At 69.0% G+C, this 21381-nt stretch carries 19 protein-coding genes; 11 read left to right on the plus strand and 8 right to left on the minus strand.

Features of this window, described 5'->3' with window-relative positions; genetic code table 11:
- Window positions 1-4: 4 nt before the first annotated feature.
- From VGP60_RS23685 to VGP60_RS23695, 3 genes are read left to right on the plus strand one after another with little or no spacing between them, the layout of a single operon-like run.
- A complete protein-coding gene (locus tag VGP60_RS23685) occupies window positions 5-2164 on the plus strand; it encodes an MMPL family transporter (protein ID WP_327550258.1) in 2160 nt (719 codons plus the stop codon).
- A gap of 3 nt (window positions 2165-2167) precedes the next feature.
- A complete protein-coding gene (locus tag VGP60_RS23690) occupies window positions 2168-2842 on the plus strand; it encodes a response regulator transcription factor (RefSeq protein ID WP_327550259.1) in 675 nt (224 codons plus the stop codon).
- A complete protein-coding gene (locus VGP60_RS23695; protein ID WP_327550260.1) occupies window positions 2826-4226 on the plus strand; it encodes a HAMP domain-containing sensor histidine kinase in 1401 nt (466 codons plus the stop codon). The genes VGP60_RS23690 and VGP60_RS23695 overlap by 17 nt, the downstream gene beginning before the upstream one ends.
- Window positions 4227-4299: 73 nt before the next feature.
- Here VGP60_RS23695 and VGP60_RS23700 read toward each other — a convergent pair whose 3' ends face one another.
- Entirely contained in the window at window positions 4300-5532 is a 1233-nt protein-coding gene (locus VGP60_RS23700) for an extracellular solute-binding protein (protein WP_327550261.1), read from the minus strand.
- A gap of 116 nt (window positions 5533-5648) precedes the next feature.
- Here VGP60_RS23700 and VGP60_RS23705 point away from each other — a divergent pair, with 116 nt between their 5' ends.
- Entirely contained in the window at window positions 5649-6722 is a 1074-nt protein-coding gene (locus tag VGP60_RS23705) for a Gfo/Idh/MocA family oxidoreductase (protein ID WP_327550278.1), read from the plus strand.
- A gap of 44 nt (window positions 6723-6766) precedes the next feature.
- Window positions 6767-7744, plus strand: coding sequence for a LacI family DNA-binding transcriptional regulator (locus tag VGP60_RS23710; protein WP_327550262.1), 978 nt, complete (start codon window positions 6767-6769; stop codon window positions 7742-7744).
- A gap of 18 nt (window positions 7745-7762) precedes the next feature.
- Here the strand turns inward: VGP60_RS23710 and VGP60_RS23715 are convergent, their stop codons facing one another.
- The 3 genes from VGP60_RS23715 to VGP60_RS23725 are packed head-to-tail and all read right to left on the minus strand — an operon-like array spanning window position 7763 to window position 11514.
- Window positions 7763-9040 (minus strand): ABC transporter permease, encoded by a 1278-nt coding sequence (locus VGP60_RS23715; protein ID WP_327550263.1) that lies wholly within the window; start codon window positions 9038-9040, stop codon window positions 7763-7765.
- A gap of 30 nt (window positions 9041-9070) precedes the next feature.
- On the minus strand, window positions 9071-10561 hold the full coding sequence (locus tag VGP60_RS23720) for a sugar ABC transporter ATP-binding protein (RefSeq protein ID WP_327550264.1): 1491 nt from the start codon (window positions 10559-10561) through the stop codon (window positions 9071-9073).
- 5 nt (window positions 10562-10566) lie between these two features.
- Window positions 10567-11514 (minus strand): sugar ABC transporter substrate-binding protein, encoded by a 948-nt coding sequence (locus VGP60_RS23725; protein ID WP_327550265.1) that lies wholly within the window; start codon window positions 11512-11514, stop codon window positions 10567-10569.
- A gap of 402 nt (window positions 11515-11916) precedes the next feature.
- Here VGP60_RS23725 and VGP60_RS23730 point away from each other — a divergent pair, with 402 nt between their 5' ends.
- On the plus strand, window positions 11917-12201 hold the full coding sequence (locus VGP60_RS23730) for a muconolactone Delta-isomerase family protein (RefSeq protein WP_327550266.1): 285 nt from the start codon (window positions 11917-11919) through the stop codon (window positions 12199-12201).
- Between the two features lie 161 nt (window positions 12202-12362).
- Here VGP60_RS23730 and VGP60_RS23735 read toward each other — a convergent pair whose 3' ends face one another.
- The 3 genes from VGP60_RS23735 to VGP60_RS23745 are packed head-to-tail and all read right to left on the minus strand — an operon-like array spanning window position 12363 to window position 15596.
- Window positions 12363-13649: an MFS transporter gene (locus VGP60_RS23735; protein ID WP_327550267.1), complete on the minus strand. Its 1287-nt coding sequence runs from the start codon at window positions 13647-13649 to the stop codon at window positions 12363-12365.
- 38 nt (window positions 13650-13687) lie between these two features.
- Window positions 13688-14662, minus strand: a complete 975-nt coding sequence (locus VGP60_RS23740; protein ID WP_327550268.1) for an alpha-ketoacid dehydrogenase subunit beta — start codon at window positions 14660-14662, stop codon at window positions 13688-13690.
- Window positions 14655-15596, minus strand: a complete 942-nt coding sequence (locus VGP60_RS23745) for a thiamine pyrophosphate-dependent dehydrogenase E1 component subunit alpha (RefSeq protein WP_327550269.1) — start codon at window positions 15594-15596, stop codon at window positions 14655-14657. The genes VGP60_RS23740 and VGP60_RS23745 overlap by 8 nt, the downstream gene beginning before the upstream one ends.
- A 174-nt stretch (window positions 15597-15770) precedes the next feature.
- Between VGP60_RS23745 and VGP60_RS23750 the strand changes: the two genes are divergently transcribed.
- The 5 genes from VGP60_RS23750 to VGP60_RS23770 all read left to right on the plus strand — a co-directional run bounded on the left by VGP60_RS23750 (window position 15771) and on the right by VGP60_RS23770 (window position 20484).
- Window positions 15771-17108 (plus strand): adenylosuccinate lyase family protein, encoded by a 1338-nt coding sequence (locus VGP60_RS23750; protein WP_327550270.1) that lies wholly within the window; start codon window positions 15771-15773, stop codon window positions 17106-17108.
- A gap of 30 nt (window positions 17109-17138) precedes the next feature.
- Window positions 17139-17918, plus strand: a complete 780-nt coding sequence (locus tag VGP60_RS23755) for an SDR family NAD(P)-dependent oxidoreductase (protein WP_327550271.1) — start codon at window positions 17139-17141, stop codon at window positions 17916-17918.
- 10 nt (window positions 17919-17928) lie between these two features.
- Entirely contained in the window at window positions 17929-18420 is a 492-nt protein-coding gene (locus VGP60_RS23760) for a VOC family protein (RefSeq protein ID WP_327550272.1), read from the plus strand.
- Window positions 18417-19310, plus strand: a complete 894-nt coding sequence (locus tag VGP60_RS23765; RefSeq protein WP_327550273.1) for a cyclase family protein — start codon at window positions 18417-18419, stop codon at window positions 19308-19310. Before VGP60_RS23760 ends, VGP60_RS23765 begins: the two co-directional genes overlap by 4 nt.
- A gap of 142 nt (window positions 19311-19452) precedes the next feature.
- Entirely contained in the window at window positions 19453-20484 is a 1032-nt protein-coding gene (locus VGP60_RS23770; RefSeq protein WP_327550274.1) for a LacI family DNA-binding transcriptional regulator, read from the plus strand.
- Window positions 20485-20658: 174 nt separating this feature from the next.
- On the opposite strand, the gene VGP60_RS23775 is transcribed toward VGP60_RS23770, so the two are convergent.
- Window positions 20659-21381, minus strand: a 723-nt coding sequence (locus VGP60_RS23775) for an NADP-dependent oxidoreductase (protein WP_327550275.1), incomplete at its 5' end; no start/stop codon positions are given.

A 21381-nucleotide genomic window follows, 5' to 3' on the forward strand; every position in this document is an offset into this window, starting at 1 on the left:
CGATGTGGAGCGCCTCACCGAATTCGTGATGCGGCACCGGTTGTGGGTGGGCCTGGTCTGGCTCGCCGTCACCGTGGCCGGGGTGCTGATGGCACCGCATGTCGCCGACCGCCTCAGGGGCGGAACCACCATCAGCAGCGCCGGCTACGACGCCAACGTCGCCCTCCAGCGGGACTACGGCGGGGTGGCCGCCAATCCGAGCGTGCTGGTGGTCGATCTGCCGTCCGGTATCACCGCTGACTCACCGGCCGTCAAGGCCGGCCTCGACGCGGCTGACAAGACCGCCGCGTCCGTACCGGGGATTCGTAGTCTGTCTTACGCCAACACCGCCGACCGCACGCTGGTCGGTACCGGCGGTGCGTCCACGCTGGTAATGGTGTACCCGCCGGGGATGGGCAGCGCGGTCCCGGCGCCGATCATGGACGCGATGAGCTCGGCGCTCACCCATGCCGTCCCCGGCGCCCAGGTGCATCAGACGGGGATCGAGCAGCTCAAAGCCGACTCCCCCGGTAGTGGGGCCAGCGTGTTCTCCGAGCTCCTGGTCGGTGTCGGCCTCGCCCTCCTCGTTCTGGCATGGGTGTTCGGCTCGGCGCTCGCCCTGCTGCCCCTGCTGTCCGCGATCGTGTCCGTGCTGACCATGCAGCTCGCGATCTGGGGCCTGACCTACGCCACCGACATCGCCATCAATCCCTCCGTCCAGTTCATCGTCGCGCTGCTGGGGCTCGGTCTGTCGATCGACTACGCGCTGCTGATGGTCAACCGGTGGCGCGAGGAACGCGAGCAGGGCGCGAACAACCACGAGGCGGTGCGCCGCGCGACCCGCCTGGCCGGGCACTCGGTGACCGTCAGCGCGGTCATCGCCTCGCTCGGCCTGTTCGCGCTGATCGTGGTGCCCGTCTCGTTCGTCCAGGGAGTGGGGCTGTCCGGCGTGTTCATCCCCGCCATCGCGGCGCTGGTGGCGCTCACGGTCGTTCCCGTGCTGCTGTCCACTGTCGGTCCGCGGCTCGACCGGATCCGGCTGTGGCGCCGCCGGGCCGCCGGCGATGACCGGACGTGGACCCGGATCGCGCGCACGATCGTGGCGCGGCCCAAGACCGCGGCGACGCTGGGCGGGGTGATCCTGGCGGTGCTCGCCGGCTTCGGTCTGACCCTCAGCATCGCGTCGCCCGCGAGCACCTCGCTCGCCGCCGGCGGCCCGGCCCAGCAAGGACTCGAGGCTCTTCAACACGACGGTTTCCCGACCGGTGTGCTCACCTCGGTCCCGATCGAACTGCCGGCAGGCACCGACCCGGCCGCGACCGCCGCGACACTGCGCGCCCTGCCCGACGTGCACGGCGTGCTCGTCGCCAACACCCCCGCCTGGCAACAGACGAACAGCTCGGTGATCATGGCGCTGCCGAAGAGCGAAACGGGCACCGCCGACACCGGCACGGCGGTGGCCGACCTGCACGCGGCCGCCCCGCACAACGCCATGATCGGCGGCAACCAGGTGCAGGCCGCCGACGTCGCCGGCATCCTGTCCAGCTGGTTCCCGATACTGCTCGCCGTGGTCGCCTTGGTGACCTTCCTGCTGATGGCCCGTGGGATGCGGTCGCTCTTGCTGCCCGCGAAAGCCGTCGCCCTCAACCTGCTGTCCGTCGGCGCGGCCTACGGCGTGCTGGTGCTGGTCTGGCAGCTCGGTTACGGCTCCCAGGCGTTCTGGGGCATCCCGGCGACCGGGTCGATCGCCGCGTTCGTGCCGATGCTGATGTTCGGTTTCCTGTTCGGGGTCTCCATGGACTACGAGGTGTTCATCCTGTCCCGGGTCCGCGAGGCCTACGACCGCGACGGCGACACCCGTGCCGCTGTCGTCGAGGGGGTCAGTCGTACCGGACGTCTGGTCACCAGCGCGGCACTGATCCTGTTCCTGGCACTGGCCGCGCTGGCGTCCTCCCCGGACGTGACGGTGAAGATGGTCGCCACCGGCATGGCCAGCGGAGTACTCATCGACGCGCTGGTGGTGCGCACGCTGCTCACACCGGCGCTCGTGATCCTCTTCGGCCGCGCCAACTGGTATCTGCCCGCCTGGGCGGCACGCCTGCTACGCGTCCGGCCAGGCGGCGCGGCCGGCGACCACGACAGAGCGTTGAACAGGCCGGACAAGCAGCCGTCCGTGCATGCTTGAGCCATGCGCATCCTCGTGATTGAGGACGACGAGGCCCTCGGCGCTTCCCTGACCTGGGGACTACGCGCCGAGGGCTACACCGTGCAACTCGTCGCCAACGGCACCGACGGCCTATGGGAAGCCACCGAGCACGACTTCGACCTGATCATCCTCGACGTCATGCTGCCTGGCCTCGACGGCTACCAGGTGTGCGCGCGGCTGCGTGAGGCCGGCAGGTGGACGCCTGTACTCATGCTCACCGCCATGGACGCCGATCTCGACCAGGCCGAGGGACTCGACCTCGGCGCCGACGACTACCTGACGAAACCCTTCGCGTATCCGGTTCTCCTCGCCCGCTTGCGTGCCTTGCTGCGCCGGGGCGCACCCGCCCGGCCGGCGCTGCTGCGAGCCGGGGAGCTGACGCTGGACCCGGCCACCCGCCAGGTCCGCCGCGGTGACCAGCCGGTCGCGCTCACCATGGGCGAGGTCATCGTCCTGGAGTACCTGCTGCGCGCGGCCGGCCGTGCCGTCTCCAAGACCGAACTGCTCGAACACTGCTGGGACGCCACGTCCGACAGCGACCCGGCCGTCGTCGAGGTCCGTATCCACCACCTGCGCCGCAAGATCGACGTGCCCTTCGGCGTCCGCACCATCGAGACGGTCAGAGGAACGGGGTACCGCATTGACCCACAACCCTAGGTCGAGTCGCTCGCTGCGGCTGCGGCTCACCGTCCTGGCCACCCTCGCCATTGCCGTCACCGCCGCACTGGCCACTGCCATCCTGGTCATCGCGCTCGCCAACTCGGTGCGGGCGAACGTGACCACCACGCTCAACGCCTACGCGGCCTCCATTGCCCGCTCCGCCACCGAGGAGGATTGGCCGGCGAACCTGCCCGCCGCCACCGACGACCCCAGCATGTGGGCGCAGGTCGTCGACTCCTCCGGCACCGTGGTCGCCGCCACTGCGAACGTCGACACCCGGCCCGCGCTGTACACCCTGCCCAGCGGCAGCACCACGCCTCAGCCCACAGCGTCCGGCGCCGGACGCGGCGAAGAACGCGTCGTCGCCCAGCGCTACGTCATCGGCACCACGCCGGTCGTCATCTACGCCGGCAGCTCCACCCGCCTTCTCGGCATCCTGGCCGACGACCTCCAGGGGAAACTCCTCTACGCCCTGCCGCCGGTCCTCATCGGCGCGGTCGCCATCTCCTGGTTCCTGATCGGGCGCACGCTGCGCCCGGTCGAGCGCATGCGGGTGGAAGCCGCCGAGATCACCGGCAGCGACCTGCACCGCCGCGTCCCCGAACCGAGCAGCCACGACGAGATCGGACGCCTGGCCCGCACCTTGAACACCATGCTCGCCCGCCTGGAGGACTCCGCCACCCGCCAGCGCCGCTTCGTCGCCGACGCCTCCCACGAACTACGCACCCCACTCGCCACCGTCCGCACCTCTCTCGAGGTCGGCCTCGCCCACCCCGACCGGGCGCCCTGGCCCGAGCTCGCCGGGCGCGCAGTCACCGAGACCGCCCGCATGCAACACCTGGTCGACGCACTACTGCTCCTCGCCCGCGCCGATGGCAACGCCCTCGATCGCCACCGCGAACCGCTCGACCTGGCCGTCGTGGCCCGAACCACCGTCGACACCGCGTCGGCCCGCATCCCGGTCGAGGTCAAGGTTGCCGAGGGCGTCCGCGTGACGGGTGACCCCGACCAGCTCACCCGCCTGATCCGAAACCTGCTCGACAACGCCGACCGCCACGCCGCCACGTCCGTAAGCCTCACCGTCACCACCGGCCCCAGCGGTGACGCCGTCATCCAGGTCACCGACGACGGCCCCGGCATCGACCCCGCCGACCGCGACCGAGTCTTCGACCGGTTCGTCCGACTCGAGGCCGCGCGCACCCGCAAAGCCGGCGACACCACCGGCACCGGCCTCGGACTCTCCATCGCCCGCGACATCGCCACCGCACACGGCGGCGCCATCACCATCACCGACCCGCAAACCGGGAACCGTGGCACAACCTTCACCGTGCGGCTCCCCGCACTGCGCCCGACGACCAACGAACCCGACGCGGAATCATGACAGGCTTGGAAACACGGGAGAGGGGCCGGGATTGCCTGGCGACCGGCGCCGTCCGGTCGCCAGGCAATCCGGTTCACGCGGTACGGCGGAGGAGTGCCTCCAGTTCACGGTGCGCGACGTCGAGTGCCTGCTGCCCGGCAACGTCGGAAACAACTGCCCGCATCATCTCGTTGAGGATCGCCGCCATCTGCGGCCAGCGAGAGTCGACCGGCACCGACCGTGCGTGGGCATGGGCCTCTTCCAGCACTTCGTAGTACGGCGCGATCGCTTGGACCTCCGGAGCCGCCCAGGAGTCACGCCGGGTCGCGGAGCCACCTCCGATCGCGGTGAGGACGTCCATCTCGTGGGTCGCGAGTTTGCGGACCAGGTCGACGGCCCGCTCGGGCTCGCGCGCGCCCTGGGGCACGGTAAGTACCCAGTAGGCGTTCATGGTCACCGCGGAGCCGTTGGCACCGTCGTGGCCTGGGGTGGGCGCGCACCCGACGAGACCGTGCGTGGGCGATTGCGGATCGGCCGACAGTGCGGCGAAACCACACCAGTTGACCATCATCGCCGCTTCTCCGGCCGCGAAATGCACTCCGGAAGCCACGCTGTCCCACTCGGCCGCAGCCGGGTCGACGACCTTGCTCACGTGCCACAGGTCGTGCAGGAAGCCGATGGCCTCGCGGGCGGCGGGCTGGTCCAGGCCCGAGCGGCCGTCGGCGTCGACCAGTTCTCCCCCGCGACTCCACAGGTGCGTGAGGAAGTCGTAGACGTTGTTGTGCTCGTCCGGAAAACCGGCCTGAACCGTCCCGTACAAGCCTTCTTCCGGCCGGTTGAACCACACCGCCTGGTCATGGAACTGTGACCAGGTCGCGGCCGGTGCGAGCGGGTAGCCGAACCGTTCGGCGAAACCGGCCTGTTCCTTGGGGTCGGCGTACAGATCGGTGCGGTAGAGCTGCAGCATCGGACCGTCGTGGTAGGCCACGCCGTAGGTCTTGCCGTCCGGTCCTTTCTGCAGGTCACGCAGCGACGGCACCCATGCCGACGGCCAGCCCTCCGGAGGATCGGCGTCGAAATACTCATCGAGTGGCACCAGCTTGCCCGATTCGATCAGCGACGGCAGCCAGTCCGTGATGAGCATGAGCACGTCGTACTCGCCCGAAGACGTGCCGTTGCCGTCGAGGATCTGGTGCTGCAGATCGCCGATCTCAACCAGCTCGAAGCGTGCGTCCACTTCGGACAGCTCTCGCAGTTGCGCGGTCAGCGCGCGGTCGAACCCCTCGAATTTCCGGCCGAGCACTACCAGCGACGTCGTCTCTGACATCCATTCACACCTTCCACTCAAACGATTGACTGTTCCTATCACGCGGTGGTCAAATGAGGAAGAGATCCGCCATCCGAAGTTCGCTCGAGATATCCAGGAGACCCTCCGTGCTCGACATGTTCGCCCCTATCGCGGCCGCCTGCGAGCTGACCATTCCGCCCGGCCATCACCGAAAGATCGGCGTGGTCGGCGCCGGTGCGATCGTCCAAGTCGGACACTTGCCGGCGTATCGCAAGGCCGGCCTGCCCGTCGCCGCGATCTGCGATCTCAACCAGGACCTCGCGAAAGAGGTCGCCGACCGGTTCGGCGTGCCACGCGTGTCCAGTTTGGACGAACTGCTCGAAGACCCCGAGATCGATGTGCTCGACATCGCCGTGGTGCCGGAAGCCCAGCCCGAGATCGCGCGTCGCGCGCTGCGCGCCGGAAAGCACGTCCTGGCACAGAAACCGCTCGCGGTGGACAGTGACACGGCCCGCGGACTCGTCGAGCTCGCCGCGGAACTGGACCGGAAACTGGTGGTGAACCAGCAGATGCGCTACGGCGAAGGAATCGCGGCCGCCCGGGCCATTGCCGAAGCGGGCTGGCTGGGTGAGCTCACCTCGGTCACCATCGACGTCAACATCAGCACCGACTGGTCGGCGTGGAACTGGCTGGTGACCTCGCCGCGGCTGGACCTGATGTACCACTCGATCCACTACTTCGACTCGATCCGCTCGATTCTCGGCACTCCCCAGCGCGTCTTCTGCGCCGCCGGGCGGCGCCCCGGCCAGCTCGCGGCCGGTGAGACCAGGACGACCACCACGCTCCTGTACGACGACGGCCGCAGCGCACTGGTGAACGTCAACCACGAGAACATCACCGGAGACCACTACGCCCGCTTGCGCGTCGATGGTTCGCAGGGCAGTGTGCGCGGGACCATCGGACTGCTGTACGACTATCCGGATGGCCGTCCCGACACCCTGGAGGTGAACAGCATCGCGCTCCCTACCGATGGCTGGGTCCCCTACCCGGTGACCACCCGCTGGATTCCCGACGCGTTCGCCGGCCCCATGCGTGCGCTGCTCGCCGCGATCGCCGACGGCACCCCGGCACCTACGACGGGCGCCGACAGCCTCGACACCCTGCGGCTGGTCGAGGCCTGCTACGCGGCTATCGATTCCGGTGCCACACAAGCACTTCCGGCGCGGTGACCGTGCCAAGAAACCAGCGGCCCACTCGAGTCACCCTTGCCGACGTGGCGGCGCTCGCCCACATCGACCCCTCTGTGGTGTCCCGGGTCATCAGCGGCGATGAGCGGCTGGTCATCAAGGACGAGACACGCGCGCGGGTCGTCGCGGCGATCAAGGAGCTGCGCTACCACCCGAACGCCGCTGCCCGCAGCCTGCGAACAGCGCAGTCGGGCACCTTCGGGCTGCTGATTCCCGATTTCGCGAACCCGATCTACGCCGAGATCATCAAGGGCGCTGAGCAGGCCGCCGACGAGCATGACGCGCTGCTGCTGACCGGCACCGCGCTCGAGGACCGTCCCGAGCGGTATGTGCGGATGCTCGCCTCGGGCCGCGTCGAAGGACTTCTCCTCGCCTCCGACCGGATTCCGCCGGACGCCATCGAAGCGATGATCGCGACCGGCCGCGCGGTCGTCTCGGTCAACCAGCGCATTCCCGGCGTCCAGCGGATGATCCTGGCCGACGACGAACGGGCGAGCCGGATCGCCGTGCGGCACCTGATCGAACTCGGCCACCGGCGCATAGCGCATATCCGCGGCCCTGTGAAAAGCGACACCGCCCGGCGGCGCCTCAACGGCTACCGCCGGGCGCTGCGCACGGGCGGGCTACAGCCCGACGCCGCCCTGGTCGTCGGAAACGGGTACACGAGCGAGGCCGGGGCCGAAGCGATGCGGGAACTCCTCGCGATGCCCGAGCGCCCGACCGCGGTGCTGGTCGCCAACGTGGCCGCCGCGATCGGCGCGCTCACCGCGGCACGCTCGGCCGGGGTGAAAATCCCCGACGAGCTGTCCGTGGTCGCCATCCACGACATCGCGCTGGCGGCGAACCTCGCGCCGGCGCTGACCACCGTACGCATGCCGCTGGCCGAGATGGGCCGTGCCGGCATCCTCGCCCTGCTCGACGAGGATGTCGGCGCGGACATCAAAAAGGTCGTGCGCGACACCACGGAACTGATCGTCCGGGACAGCACGGCACCACCGAGGTGAGACCGCCGACGTGACCGGTCACCGCCGCAAGCCACCCAATTCCCCGGCGTCCGCGGCGGTTTTCGGCTGCTCTGCTTCGACAGCGGGTACCCCGGCCGTGCCACCGCTGGGGGTGCGCCGCGAAAACCACGAACGAACCACAGAACGGCCACGGGAACTGGTCGCCGTGTACAACGCCGCGGCGGCCACCAGCACCCCGCCCTGGACGACGTTCTGGTAGTTGGAGCCGATGTTGAGCACGTTGAAGCCGTTGCTCAAGGTGAACAGGATGAGTGTGCCCACCACGGATTTCGAGACGAACCCGGAACCGCCGAGTAGCGACGTTCCGCCGAGCACGGCCGCGGCGATGACGGTGAGCTCGCCTCCGGTCAGCACGGTCGGGTCGACGGAGTTGAACCGGCCCGCGTACAGCACGCCGACGGCGCCGGCCACGAGTCCATTGAGGACGAACGCACCCATCTTGTAGCGGTCGACGCTGATGCCGGAAAGCCTCGCGGCCTCGGAATTGCCGCCCGTGGCGTAAAGATTGCGCCCGACGACCGTGTGCCGCAGGACAAGACTCACGATGACGGTCAGCGCGAGCATGATCCAGACCGGTGTGGTCTGGGTGAGCATCTTGGGCTGAGCGATGGCGATGAAGGCCAGCGCGATGCCGGACAGGGACAAGGGCGCTGTCGCACCCAGCCCGGCGATCCGGTTTTCCTTGCGCAGGGCCAGAACCACGGCCGCGATCACCAGCAGGGCACCGATGACGACGGCGGCCACCGACGGCAAGGCCCACCGCGCGGTGGCGAAATCGTGGAAGGAGCTGTTCTTGGCGGTGATGCTCTGCCCGTCGAGGATCGCCTGCACGACACCGCGGACGGCGGTCAAGGTGCCGAGCGTGACGATGAAGGCGTTGACGCCGACCTTCTGCACCAGCACCGCGTTCACGAATCCCACCACGGCACCGGTCAGCAGGGCCGCGACGAGCGCGAAAAGCGCGCCGTACTGGTCGACGAGTTTCAACGCGACCGTCCCGGCGAGCGCCGCGGTCGACGCGACGGAGAGATCGAAGTTGCCGGTGATCAGTGTGAGCGTCATGAAGATCGCCAGAATCCCGATGAGGGAGGCCTGATCGAGGATATTGCTCAGGTTGACGCTGCTGAGATACGGCGGGCGGCCCTGTGCCGACGTCGTGATCGTCAAGATGGTCACCAAGAGGAGCAGCGCGTAGACGACGCCTGCCGAACGCGGGGACAACGCGCGGCGCCACCCGCCCGAAGGACGGTCGCCGGTCGTGGTGGCGGAGCTCATGGGTTTCGCTCTCTGTCGTTGTTGATTGAGTCAGAGGCCGCTGGCGAGAGCGGTCAGTTCATGGAGATCGGTGGCGGCCGAGGATCGTTCGGCGACGATCCGCCCCCTGCGCATGACCAGCATCCGGTCGCACGCGCCGCGCAGCTCGTCGAACTCGGAGGAGACGATGAGCACTGCCTTGCCGTCGGCCGCCAGGCTCCGGATGAGCCCGACGATGTCGGCCTTAGCACCCACATCGACCCCTGCCGAAGGCTCGTCCAGCAGGAAGACCTTCGCGGGGCCGTAGAGCCATTTCGCGAAAACGACCTTCTGGGCGTTGCCGCCGCTGAGTTCGCCGACGGGCGTCTCGACCGAGCCTGCCGCGATCCGGAGATCGGCGACCGCCCGCCCGGCCAAGCCGCGTTCACGGTCACGATCGGGCACCAGCGAACGCCAGGACATCGACGGCAGGTACGGCAGCGAGGTGTTCCGCCAGATCTCCCAGTCCCGCAGCAGGCCCTGCCGCGACCGGTCCTCCGGGACCAGGGCGAGCCCGGCCCGGACCGCGCGGCGCGGTGATCGCCCGCGCAAGGTCCGCTCACCGATCCGGACCTTGCCGCTCGCGGCGGCGTCCGCGCCGAAGATCGCTTCGAGCAGCTCGGTCCGGCCGCTGCCGAGCAGCCCCGCGATCCCCACGACTTCACCAGCACGCACGGTGAAGCTGACCGGGCCGAAGTTGCCGGGCGACGACAGGTTTTCGACGGTGAGGAGCGGTTCGCCGAGCGCAGCCGCGGGCGTGGGCCCGCTCTGCTCGATCCGGGCGAGCCGGGCACCGACGATCGCGGTGACGAGCTGTTGTTCGGTGGTGGCACTCGTGTCCTCGTCGACCACGACCTGGCCGTCCCGCAGCACGGTGAGATGGTCGGTGAGATCGAGGATCTCGTCGAGGAAGTGCGACACGTAGATGAAGGTCGTGCCCAGCTCGCGCAGCCGCCGCACGGACCGGAACAGGATGTCCCGTTCCGTGGGCGACAGCGCGGCTGTGGGTTCGTCGAGCAGCACCAGCGCGGGATTCCTGGCCAGCGACTGCAGGATCGCCACCATCTGGCGGCCACCGACCGAGAGTTTGCCGACGGCTTCGTCGGGCTCCAGGTCGTACCCGATCCGCTCGCACAGTTCGCGCAGCTCCTGCCGCCGGGCCGGCGCGTCCCAGCGGGCCGACTCACGCCGGCCGAGGAACACGTTGTCCAGCACGCTCATCGGCTCGACCAGCGGGGTGTGCTGGTGGACCGCGGCCAAGCCCGCGTCAAGCGCGCCGAGTGGGCTGGTCCAGGTGGCGGGCTCGCCCTTCCAGGAAAGCCCGCCGCTGCTGGGTGGTTCCACCCCGGAGATGATCTTGATGAGCGTCGACTTCCCCGCGCCGTTCGCACCGATCAGCCCGTGGACCGTGCCGGGCCGGACAGCGAGTGAGACACCGCGCAAGGCGTGGGTGCCACTGGAGTAGACCTTGTGGACGTCCTCGACGGCAAGCAACGGGGCCACGGGAGTCACCATTGGGGGACGCAGCTCGACACGTTGTCGGCCGTCACGCCCGGTGTGTCGTAGAAGGTCGTCTTCGGCGGGGTGGAAGTCTTGCCTGCCAGCGCGTCGTGCATCATCTGCACCGCCATGCCGCCTTCGTCATACGGCTTGTAGCAGACGGTTCCGTAGAGCTCACCGGACTTGATGCCCTCGATGCCGGCCGCCGAACCACCGATGCCGATGACCTTCGCACTCGACCCGGCCGACTTGACCGCGGCGGCACAGCCGACGGCCATGTCGTCGGAAATCGCGTAGAGCAGGCCGACCGCGGGATTGGCGGCGAGGATGTTCTGACAGGCCGACTGACCGTCCTGTTTGGTCCAGTTGCCCGGCTGGTTCGCGACGATCTTGTACTTGCCCGCCCCAGCGCCGTCGAGTGCGGCCTGGAACTTGGTGACGCGGGTCGTGTTCTCGACGAAGCCGGGGGCACCGGTGATCACGGCGACCTGGCCCCCCGCGGGGAAGGCCTTCAACGCCATCTGGCCGGCCGTCGCGCCCGATTCGGCCTCGTTTTCGTCCAGGACGAACTTGAGCTTCGAGTACGGGTCGTCGACCGCGCGATCGGCTCCGACGTAACCGTGGACGGTCGCGATGGGGATACCCGCCGCACTCGCCTGATCCACCAGTGCCTGCGCCGGTCCCGGCGAAAGCGGCACCAGCAGGATGGCGCTGACCTGCTGAGCGATGAGGTCCTGGACCTGGCTGGCCTGCTTCTGCTGATCGCCCTGGGAATCGAGGGAGACCAGCTTGTCACCGAGTTGTGCCGCCTTGTCCTTGGCGCCCTTGGTGATCGCGGCCGGGAAGGTCACCGACTCCTGCTGGTTGGCCAAGCCGATGGTGAAGGGACCGCCGGAGTTCGACGAACTGCCCGGCGTGGTGGCATCGGGCGACGCACACGCCGCCGTGAACGCCACCAAAGCGACTCCCGCGGCGAGGGCCGGAAATCTCCTGCGCACTACTTTCCGCACTGCTCTGTGCATGACTGCGCTCACTGGTTTGACCCCGTTCGAAATCAGGTTGCTGGGTGGTTGGGACACAAGCACCGGAAACGACGTGCTTGGCGGCCTCGAGCAAACGCTCGACACGAGGCCAGGACAAACGATTGACTGGATCGGTGTGAACAGCCTCACCCGTGCCCGATCTCTTGTCAATAGCCATATTGCCGCCGCTGGTTGACCGCCGCCAACAGCCAGGCCTACGATCGGGCAAACGTTTGTCCACATCGGACAAGGCGGGCGGCTGGTTGCCGGTTCGACGGACGAACCGGCCGCCGCCGCACGACGAATCAAATCCACACTGGACTGAATGGACGGCAGATGGACTTCCTGGTGCGGATCGAGGTGAGCCTGCCACCAGAGCTGGCGGAGGCCGAGCGGGCCACATTGCTTCGGCGTGAGGCCGAGCGCGGCCGGGTGCTCCGTGATTCCGGCACGCTGCGCCAGATCTGGCGGATTCCCGGCCGGCTGGCCAACGTCGGCATCTGGTCGGCATCGACGCCGGACGAGCTGCACGACGCACTGACCAGCCTGCCGGTGTGGAGCTATGCCGACATCTCCGTGACCGCGCTCGCGACCCACCCGCTCGCCGCCGACACGACCTAGTGTTGTGTAATCCTGCTTCCTTACGATTTGCTGGGGATTCAGGTGGATGCATCGCAAGGCGGAGGACAACCGGGTACCTCTGTTGTACCTGGTTGTTCGACAACGCAGCGAGGCGCCGCCTGAGCCCCAGCAAATCGTAAGACGAGCAGGGTTACGCAACACTAGGCCAGTGCGGCGGCCGTTACCGGGCTCGCCGGGGACACGATCCGCTTCTCCCGCACGAGCACCAGGACCGCGAGTGCGCCGACGACAGCCAGCGCGGCGCCGACCACGAACGCCGGGGTGTAGCTGCCGGTCGCCTCGACCACCGCGCCGGTCACGATCGGCGCGAAGATGCCGGCCAGTGTCGAGCACATCTGGATCACACCGGCGAGGCGGCCGCGATGGCTTTCGGGCACCAGCGCGACGACTAGCGCCTGGTACTGGTAGCTGGCGAGCAGGAAGAAGATCGCGACGCAGACCAGCACGAGTCCGAGTGTGGGCGACTGGACGAACGGCGACGGCCCGAAGCAGACCGCCACCGCGACCAGGCAGCCGACGATCATCCACTTGCGCGGTTTCACGAAGCTGCCGGACCGCTTGATGAGCCTGTCCGCGATGAACCCGCCGGCGATCAAGCCTGCCGTCGCCGCGACCCACGGGAGGGTGGCGATCCCGCCGAGGTCGGCCTTGTTCACCCCGCGCGCCTCGACGAGATAGGTCGGGTACCAGGTGAGGAACATGAACAGGACCCAGGAGTAGGCGAAGAACGCGATCGCCAACGCGAGGACGTACGGCGTGCGCAGGAGCGCCCAGAACCGGACCTTTCCTTCATTCGCCGTGCCCGGCACGGTCTCGTGGTCGGCGGTGATGTAGGCCCGCTCGGCGGCATCGGCACGCGGATGGTCCTGCGGCCGGTCCCTGGCGACGAACCACCACACCGCGCACCACACGATCCCGAGGGCGCCGAGGATGACGAAGGCGGGCCGCCAGCCCATGGTCGTGCACGCCCACACCACCAGCGGGGTCGCGATGATCGGCCCGATCGTGGTGCCCGACTGGGCCAGGTTGAGCATCGTGGAGGTCTGCCGCATCGGGAACCAGTTCGCGGTCAGCTTGGTACTGATCGGCGCCTGGGGCCCCTCCCCCGCCCCGAAGAGCAGCCTGGCGACGATGAGCGACGCGGCACTCCACACACTCGCGGTGAGCGGGATGGTCAGCGACCACACCAGCATGCAGATCGTGTACGCCTTGCGGACGCCGATCCGGTCGACCATGAATCCGCCGAGGAGCGCGAACGGCGAGTACGTCCAGAAGAACGCGCTGAGGATGATTCCCCACAGCGCGGGCGAGAAATGGAATTCGGCGAGAATGAACGGTGCGGCGACGGACAGGGCGATGCGGTCGCCGTAGTTGATCAGGCAGGCCACGAAGTTCATCGCGAACACCTGGTAACGAACCTTGGTCATCATTGACTCCAGGAAGGGGGGACTCCAGGGGGTTCAGTTCACCTCGTGAGGAACTGCTTCAGCTCGGTGAAGATCCGGTCGGCGCCCGGGATGAGGGCGGCGGCGAGTTCGGGAGTGGCGGGGATCCGCGAATCGTCCGTGCCGATCCGAAGTGGACGTCCGGAAAGGACTCCCGCTTCGAGCGCGCGCACGATGACCTCGCCGCCGAACCCGCCGGTGGTGTTGGCCTCGTGCACGACGGCGAGCCGTCCGCCGGTGGACGCAAGGGACTGGTGCAGCGCGTCGTGGTCGAACGGGTTGAGCCACGGCGTTTCCAGGACGGTCACCTGCACGCCTTCTTCGGCGAGCCGGTCCGCCGCGGCGAGCACCTGGTGGGTGATCGCGCCCCAGGTGACAACGGTGGCCGTGTCACCGGTGCGGCGCAGGTGACTGCCGCCGATCGGGGCGGGCGCGGCGTCGGTGACGACCTCCTGCTTGTCGCCGAAGTACAGCGTCCGGTTGTCGATCACGACCACCGGGTCGTCGCTGTACACGGCGGACACCATGATGTCGAAGGCATCCTGCGGGGTCGACGGCATCGCCACCCGCAGGCCGGGTGTGTGCGTGAAGAGCGCCTCGAGGTTCTGCGAGTGCTGCGCGCAGGCGCCGGGCGAGTTCCCCTGCTGGGTGCGCACCACGAGCGGTGCGGTGAGCCGGCCCTCGGAAATGTAGCGGACGTTGGCGGCCTGGTTGACCATCTGGTCGAGCGCGACGAGGAAGAAGTCCGCCCACATGATCTCGACGATCGGCCGCCGGCCCAGCATGGCCGCGCCGATCGCGGAACCGAGGATCGCCGACTCGCTGATCGGGGTGTCGAACACCCGATCCCCGAAGTCCTTCCACAGCCTGCGGGTCACGCCGTGCACGCCGCCGGGCTTGGCGACGTCTTCGCCGTACAGCAGGGTTTCCGGGATCTCTTCGAGGCAGCGGCGGAGCGCCGCGTTGACGGCGCCGGAGTAGTTGAGCTCAGGCATAGAGGTGCTCCTTGACCTTGCTGACGTCGGCGGCCGGATCGGCGAGTGCCTGCCGCGCCGCGGTTTCCACTTCTTCCCGGACCTCGCGCTCGATGGCGTCGGTGTCCACACCGGACTCGGCGAGCTTCTTGGTCGCCACCACGATCGGCTCGACGAGAGCGTCGGCCTCGAGATCCTCCTTGGTGCGGTACTGCTGCACGTCGCCGATGTAGTGCCCGACAAGGCGTTGCGTGGTGAGCTCGACGAACGCCGGCCCGCCGCCTTCGCGGGCGGCCTCGGCGAGATCGGCGACCGTCTCGCGGACCACGGCCGGGTCGTTGCCGTCGATGCGGGTGGCGGGCATGCCGAGCGCGGTGGCGCGGTCGGTCAGCTGCTCGTTGCGGACCATGTCGCGGATGGGGGTCAGCTCGGAGTACCGGTTGTTCTCGCAGAGGAACAGCACCGGCAGGCCGAACACCGCGGCGAAGTTCATCGCCTCGTGCACCGCACCCTGGTTCATCGCGCCGTCGCCGAAGACGGTCATCGCGAGCCGGTCGGTGCCGTCGTACTTGCCGGCGAGCGCGGCCCCGACGGCGTGCGAAGCCCCGCCGCCGACGATGGAGTTCTCGCCGTAAAAGCCGTACTCGGGGGCGCTGAAATGCGCCGAGCCTCCCCGGCCGCCGTTGACGCCGGTGGCGCGGCCCAGCAGTTCGGCGAACAGCGGGCGCAGCGGCGTCCCGCGGCCGATGGCCCAGCCGTGCCCGCGGTAGGTCGCGAACAGCGCGTCGGGCTCGCCGAGCGCGTCACACGCACCCACCGGGCCGGCCTCCTGGCCGATGCACAGGTGGACCGAGCCTCGCACGTCCCCGTTCTTGTGCAGGGCCTGGATCTTCTCCTCGAAGGCCCTGATCCGCCACATCGCGCGCAGGTCAGCTGCGAGCCGATCCGTTGTCATCGATACCTCCACCACCGCGGTGTCCCGCTCGGTTAGTCAAACGATTGATCTCACTAAAACACAGGGTTCCGAGACTTGCAAACCCGGTGTGCATTGAGCTTGACTCTGAGCCGCCGTAGGATTAGACAATCGATTGACTGCATGTTGATCGACTACCGAGCAAGAAGGAGGGCGATGAGTCCGCAGCGCTTCGAGATGCTCGTCGGCTTGTACGGCGACGACCGCACCGCGCAGGTCCTGTCCGAGGAGGCGACAGTCGGGTCGTGGCTGCGCGTCGAGGCCGCACTGGCCACCGCACAGGGAGAACTGGGCGTACTCGACGCCGCCGACGCGCGGGCGATCGCCGACGCCGCGAAGCCGGGGAACATCGATCACGAACGGCTCTGGAAGGAGACCCGCACGGTCGGGTACCCGATCCTGTCGCTCGTCCGCCAGATCGACGCCGCGCTGCCCGAGGTCCACCGGGGACGGGTGCACTACGGCGCCACCACCCAGGACATCATGGATTCCGGGCTGGCCCTGCAGCTGGACGAGGCCGCCGCCCGGCTCGGCGAGCTGCTCACCGAGTTCGGCGATTCGCTGGCCCGGCTGGCGGAGGAACACGTCGAGACCGTGATCGCCGGGCGCACCCACGCGTTGCAGGCCGTGCCGACGACGTTCGGCGCGAAGCTCGCCACCTACGTCGGTGAGCTGGCGCGCCACCGCGACCGGCTGGCGGCGGCTCGCACCAGGCTCGCGGTCGTGTCCCTGTTCGGCGCGGGCGGGACCTCCGCCGCGTACGGCGACCGCGCGGTGGCGCTGCGCGCGAGGGTCGCGGAGCTGCTCGGCCTGCGCACCACGGACGTCCCGTGGCATGTGGCACGCGACGGGCTCGCCGAGTTCGGGCTGGTCTGCTCCCTGCTCGCCGGGACCTGCGCGCGCTTCGCCCGCGAGGTCGTCGACCTGTCACGCACCGAGATCGCCGAGGTCGGCGAGGCCTCCGGGCACCACCGAGGCGCGTCCTCGACGATGCCGCAGAAGGTCAACCCGATCGAGTCCGAGGCGGTGATCGGCCTGTCGGCCACCACCGGGGCACTGAGTTCGGCACTGTTCCGGGTGATGGAGGCAGGGCACGAGCGCGCCGCGGGCGAATGGCAGGCGGAGTGGCAGGTACTCCCGCAGCTGGTCTGCCTGAGCGCGGCCGCGCTGCGCACCTCCGCCTCGATCGCGGCCGGGCTGCAGGTGTTCCCGGAAGCGATGCGCGCCAATCTGCGTGCCGATGGCGGCCTGGTGATGGCGGAGGCGTACATGATGCGGCTGGCGGACCGGCTCGGCCGCGAACGCGCCCACGACGTGGTCTACGAAGCCGTGGGCCACTGCCGCGCGACCGGCGAACCGCTGTTCACGGCGTTGCGCCATGCCTTGCCGGCTGAGGTGGCCGCGACGATCGAGGAGCTGCCGCCCGAGTCCTATCTCGGCCGTCCACATGAGACCGTCAACGCAGCACTCGCGTTGTGGAGCACAGAAATCTAAAGGCAGAAGCCCCAAGAACGAGGAGGTTCAATGGGACGTTTCGACGGAAAGACCGCGATCGTCAGCGGTGCGGGTGGCGGGATCGGGCGCGCGTGCGCCCGGCTGCTCGCCGCGGAAGGGGCCAAGGTGGCCGTCGCCGACATCGCGACGGGGCCGGCCCAGGAGACCGCGGACCTGATCACCGGCGACGGTGGCGTGGCCCGCGTCTATCCCGTGGATGTCACCTCGGGCGCAGCCGTGGAGCAGGTCGTGGCCATGGCCGAAAACGAGCTGGGGCCGCTGACCCTCGCGGTGAGCGCCGCGGGGATGATCCGCAACCGGCCATTCCTCGAACTGCCAGAGGACAGCTGGGACCTGACGATGTCGGTCAATCTCAAGGGCACCTTCCTGCTGCTGCAGGCGGTGGCCCGGCGGGCACGCGAGCACGGCGGCGGAGCCATGGTCGCGGTGGCCTCGGTCGCCGGGCGCGGTGGCCGGGCGACCGCCGCGGATTACGCGGCGAGCAAGGCGGGCGTGATCAGCGTCGTCCGCTCGGCGGCCCAGGCCCTCGCGGAATTCGGGATCAACGTCAACGCGATCTGTCCCGGGGTGGTCGACACCGAAATGACCCGCGCCATCCACGAGACGAAGGCGAAGATCGAGCACATCACCCCGCAGGAGTCGTTCGACAAGCAAGCCGCCCAGATCCCGCTGGGGCGCATCGTTTCCCCGGCGGAGGTGGCCGAGACAGTGGGCTTCCTGCTTTCGCCGTCCGCTTCCTACATCACCGGGCAGGCCGTGAACGTCTGCGGCGGCCTCGAAATGGATTGAGAGAGTTCACGTGTTGCACGGCGTCTGGCATTTCAGTTTCACAGTGTCCGATTTGGACACCTCGGTGGCGTTCTACACCGACCAGCTCGGCTTCGACCTGATCCACACCCAGGAACAGAGCAACGAGTACACCCGCCGGCTGGTCGGCTATCCCGACGCGCATCTGCGGATCGCGCAGCTGGTGGTGCCCGGGCAGCCGCGCGGCCTGTCCAGCCACGACCTCGAGCTCGTGCAGTATCTGCAGCCGAAGGGCACCCGCGGCGAGGCCGAGATCCGCAATCCCGGTGCCGCGCACCTCGCGCTGACCGTGGACGACATCCACGACCGCTACCGGACTCTGACCGCGGCGGGCGTCAAGTTCTACTCGCCGCCCAACGACATCACGGCCGGGATCAACGCGGGCGGATTCACCTGCTACTTCGAGGATCCCGACCAGATCGTGCTCGAAATGGTCCAGCCGCCCGCACACCGGCTGAACCCGGACGAAGGAGCGAATCAGTGACCGACGACGAGATCGTTGCCCTGTTCGACCGCTGTTCCAACACCGGCAAGTGGGGTGCCGACGACGAGCTCGGCACGCTGAACTACATCACCGACGCCACACGGCATGCGGCCGCCGCACTGGTGAAGCACGGCCGCAGCGTGTCCATCGGCCGTGATCTGTCCACAGTGGCCGATCAGCTGAACGCGGATCCGCTGCGGCACCGGATGTTGTTCGATTCGACGTCCCCGACGTCCGCATTGGACAGTTTCGAGCTGGCTCCGCACGGATTCGCCATCACCCACCTCGACGCGATCACCCACGTGTTCTGGGAGGGCAACGCCTACAACGGCCGCCGCTCGGACGAGCTGCTGCGGCCCGACGGCTTGCGGTCCGGTTCGATCCACGCGCAACGGGACGGGATCGTCACCCGCGGCGTCCTGCTGGACGTCACGGCCGTGCGCGGGGTGCCGTTCCTGACTCCGGGCGAGGCCGTCACCGCCGAGGATCTGACCGCCGCCGAGCGCCTGTCCGGAACCGAAGTCACCTCCGGCGACGCGGTGTTCGTGCACGTCGGCCTGGAGCGCCGGGAAGCCGAGCAGGGCACCGAGGACCCGAGCGTGCGCGCCGGGCTTGACGCGAGCTGCCTGCCCTGGCTGCACGAACGCGAAGTCGCCGTGTACAGCGGTGACTGCGTCGACCAGATCCCGTTCCCCAGTAAGGCCGTCCCGCTGCCGCTGCACCAGATCGGACTGGTGGCGATGGGGCTGGTGCTGCTCGACTGCCCGCGCCTCGCCGGACTGGTCGAGGTCTGCGCCGAGCTCGGCACGGCCGAATTCCTGCTCACCGTCGCACCGCTGCGCGTCCCCGGCGGGACCGGATCGCCCGTCAACCCCCTGTGCCTCTTCTGACCGCGTACCTGTCTTCGGCGGCGGTGCGGACCGCTTCGGTACCACCGGCCGGGCATCGCACGGCCCAGCCCGGCCTGCCCAACCTCCGGCTCGCGACAGTTAGGGTGGGCAGGAATGCTTCAGGCGGAAAAGGCGGAGGCCTATGCCGGATATGCGGAAACCGGCACGGCCGGCCAAAGTGACGCTCAACGACGTCGCGCGGCTGGCGGGAGTCGACCGGTCCGTGGTGTCGCGGGTCGTCAACGACGACCCGAACCTGAGTGTCCGACCCGAAACCCGTACCCGGGTGCAGCACGTCATCGACAAGCTCGGCTACCGGCCCAACGCCGCGGCGCGCAGTCTGCGCACCGCGCGCGCCTACGTGTACGGCCTGTTCATCCCGGACTTCGCGAACCCGGTATATGCCGAGATCATCAAGGGCGCCGAGCAGGCCGCGGGGCAGCTCGGCTACGGGCTGATGACCGCGAGCTCGAACGGGGTGCGGATCGGTTTGCGGCACTACCTCGACCTGCTCGGCCAAGGCAGGGTCGACGGGCTGCTGTTCGCCGGTGAGGAGTCCGGGCACGACCTGGAGCAGCTGCGAGCGTCGAAGGTGCCATGGGTGCTGGTGAACCGCCGGACGGAGGGCTCGCACCGGTATGTGATCCTCGACGACGAGCGGGGCAGCCAGCTGGCCGTGGACCATCTGGTCTCGCTCGGGCACCAGCGCATCGCGCACCTTGCCGGTCCCGAGGGCGCGGACACCGCAAGGCGGCGGCGCGCCGGCTACTCAGCGGCGATGGCCGCGGCCGGCTTGGACGTGGACCCCGGCCACATCGCACACGCCGACTACACCCCCGCCGGTGGCGCCGCCGCAATGCACGAACTGCTGTCGATCCCCCACCCGCCGACCGCGGTGTTCGTCGCGAACGTCGCCTCCGCCGTGGGCGCACTGCACGCCGTGCACGCACGGGGCCTGTCGGTGCCGCGGGACGTCTCGGTGATCGCCGTGCACGACATGGCCCTGGCCAGCCACCTGGTCCCGAGCCTGACCACCGTGCGTATGCCCCTGGAGGAACTCGGCCGCCGCGCGCTGGAACTCCTCGCGCAGCGGGGCCCGGAAGAAACCATCACCGAGGTCGTCACCGACCCCGTCGAGGTCGTCGTCCGGGAATCCACCGGGCCGCCGCGCTAAGTCGCATGAGCGGGTGTTCGGCGAGGACCGTCACGGATACGGCAAACGGCGAGGAAGCCGCCGTAGACAGCGAGGAATGCGCCGTTGCTGCAGGAGGCCTCGTCGGACAGCAGGAATGCGACGGCGGTCGCGCTCCTCGCCCTGGAGTTCGGTGCCCCGTACGTTTCTCGCCGGTCAGCTGGGGTCGATGAGGATCTTGCCACCGGGGTGGCCGGATTCGACCAGTTCGTGCGCCGCGGCCGCGTCGGCGAGCGCGAAGGTGCGCGAGAGCGCGATGGTGATCTCACCACTGGCCACCTGCTCGGCGAGCTTGGCCAGTTCAGGAAGGGTGCTGTCTTGCACGTTGCCGGCGGAGAAGGTGACACCGAGGGCGGCCGCCACAGCCGGGTCGGCGATGGTCACGATCCGCTCGGTGCCGCCGCGCAGCTCGATCGAGTCGGGCAGCGTGCCGTGGCCGACCGCGTCGAGCACCGCGTCGACACCGTTCGGCGCGAGCGCGCGCACGCGCTCGACCAGGCCCTCGCCGTAGGTCGTCGGAGTCGCGCCGAGGGAGGCGATGTAGTCGCTGTTGGAGGCGCTGCCGGTGCCGATCACAGTCACGCCCTGGGCGACGGCCAACTGGGTGGCGATCGCGCCGGTCGCGCCGGTCGCACCGTGGATGAGCAGGGTCTCGCCGCCGCGCAGCCCGAGCAGCGCCACCACGCGCAGCGCGGTCTCACCGACAACGGGCAACGCCGCGGCCCGGTCCCAGTCGAGCGCGGCGGGCTTGGCGATCAGCAAGCTGGCCAGCGCATACTGGGCATACGATCCGGTCAGCGGCCAGCCGAGCACCTCGTCGCCGACGGCGAAGTCGCTCACGTCCGGGCCCACCGCCTCGATGACACCGGCGGCCTCAAC

Origin of the sequence: Amycolatopsis sp. (assembly GCF_036008905.1) — a bacterium.
Lineage (GTDB): Bacteria > Actinomycetota > Actinomycetes > Mycobacteriales > Pseudonocardiaceae > Amycolatopsis.

Excerpts from the sequence above, each read along its gene's own strand:
- VGP60_RS23770 (WP_327550274.1), top strand. The coding sequence starts at position 19,453 with ATGCCGGATATGCGGAAACCGGCACGGCCGGCCAAAGTGACGCTCAAC.
- VGP60_RS23740 (WP_327550268.1), bottom strand. The coding sequence starts at position 14,662 with ATGCCTGAGCTCAACTACTCCGGCGCCGTCAACGCGGCGCTCCGCCGC.
- VGP60_RS23700 (WP_327550261.1), bottom strand. The coding sequence starts at position 5,532 with ATGTCAGAGACGACGTCGCTGGTAGTGCTCGGCCGGAAATTCGAGGGG.
- VGP60_RS23745 (WP_327550269.1), bottom strand. The coding sequence starts at position 15,596 with ATGACAACGGATCGGCTCGCAGCTGACCTGCGCGCGATGTGGCGGATC.
- VGP60_RS23715 (WP_327550263.1), bottom strand. The coding sequence starts at position 9,040 with ATGAGCTCCGCCACCACGACCGGCGACCGTCCTTCGGGCGGGTGGCGC.
- VGP60_RS23730 (WP_327550266.1), top strand. The coding sequence starts at position 11,917 with ATGGACTTCCTGGTGCGGATCGAGGTGAGCCTGCCACCAGAGCTGGCG.
- VGP60_RS23690 (WP_327550259.1), top strand. The coding sequence starts at position 2,168 with ATGCGCATCCTCGTGATTGAGGACGACGAGGCCCTCGGCGCTTCCCTG.
- VGP60_RS23735 (WP_327550267.1), bottom strand. The coding sequence starts at position 13,649 with ATGACCAAGGTTCGTTACCAGGTGTTCGCGATGAACTTCGTGGCCTGC.
- VGP60_RS23750 (WP_327550270.1), top strand. The coding sequence starts at position 15,771 with ATGAGTCCGCAGCGCTTCGAGATGCTCGTCGGCTTGTACGGCGACGAC.
- VGP60_RS23755 (WP_327550271.1), top strand. The coding sequence starts at position 17,139 with ATGGGACGTTTCGACGGAAAGACCGCGATCGTCAGCGGTGCGGGTGGC.
- VGP60_RS23705 (WP_327550278.1), top strand. The coding sequence starts at position 5,649 with ATGTTCGCCCCTATCGCGGCCGCCTGCGAGCTGACCATTCCGCCCGGC.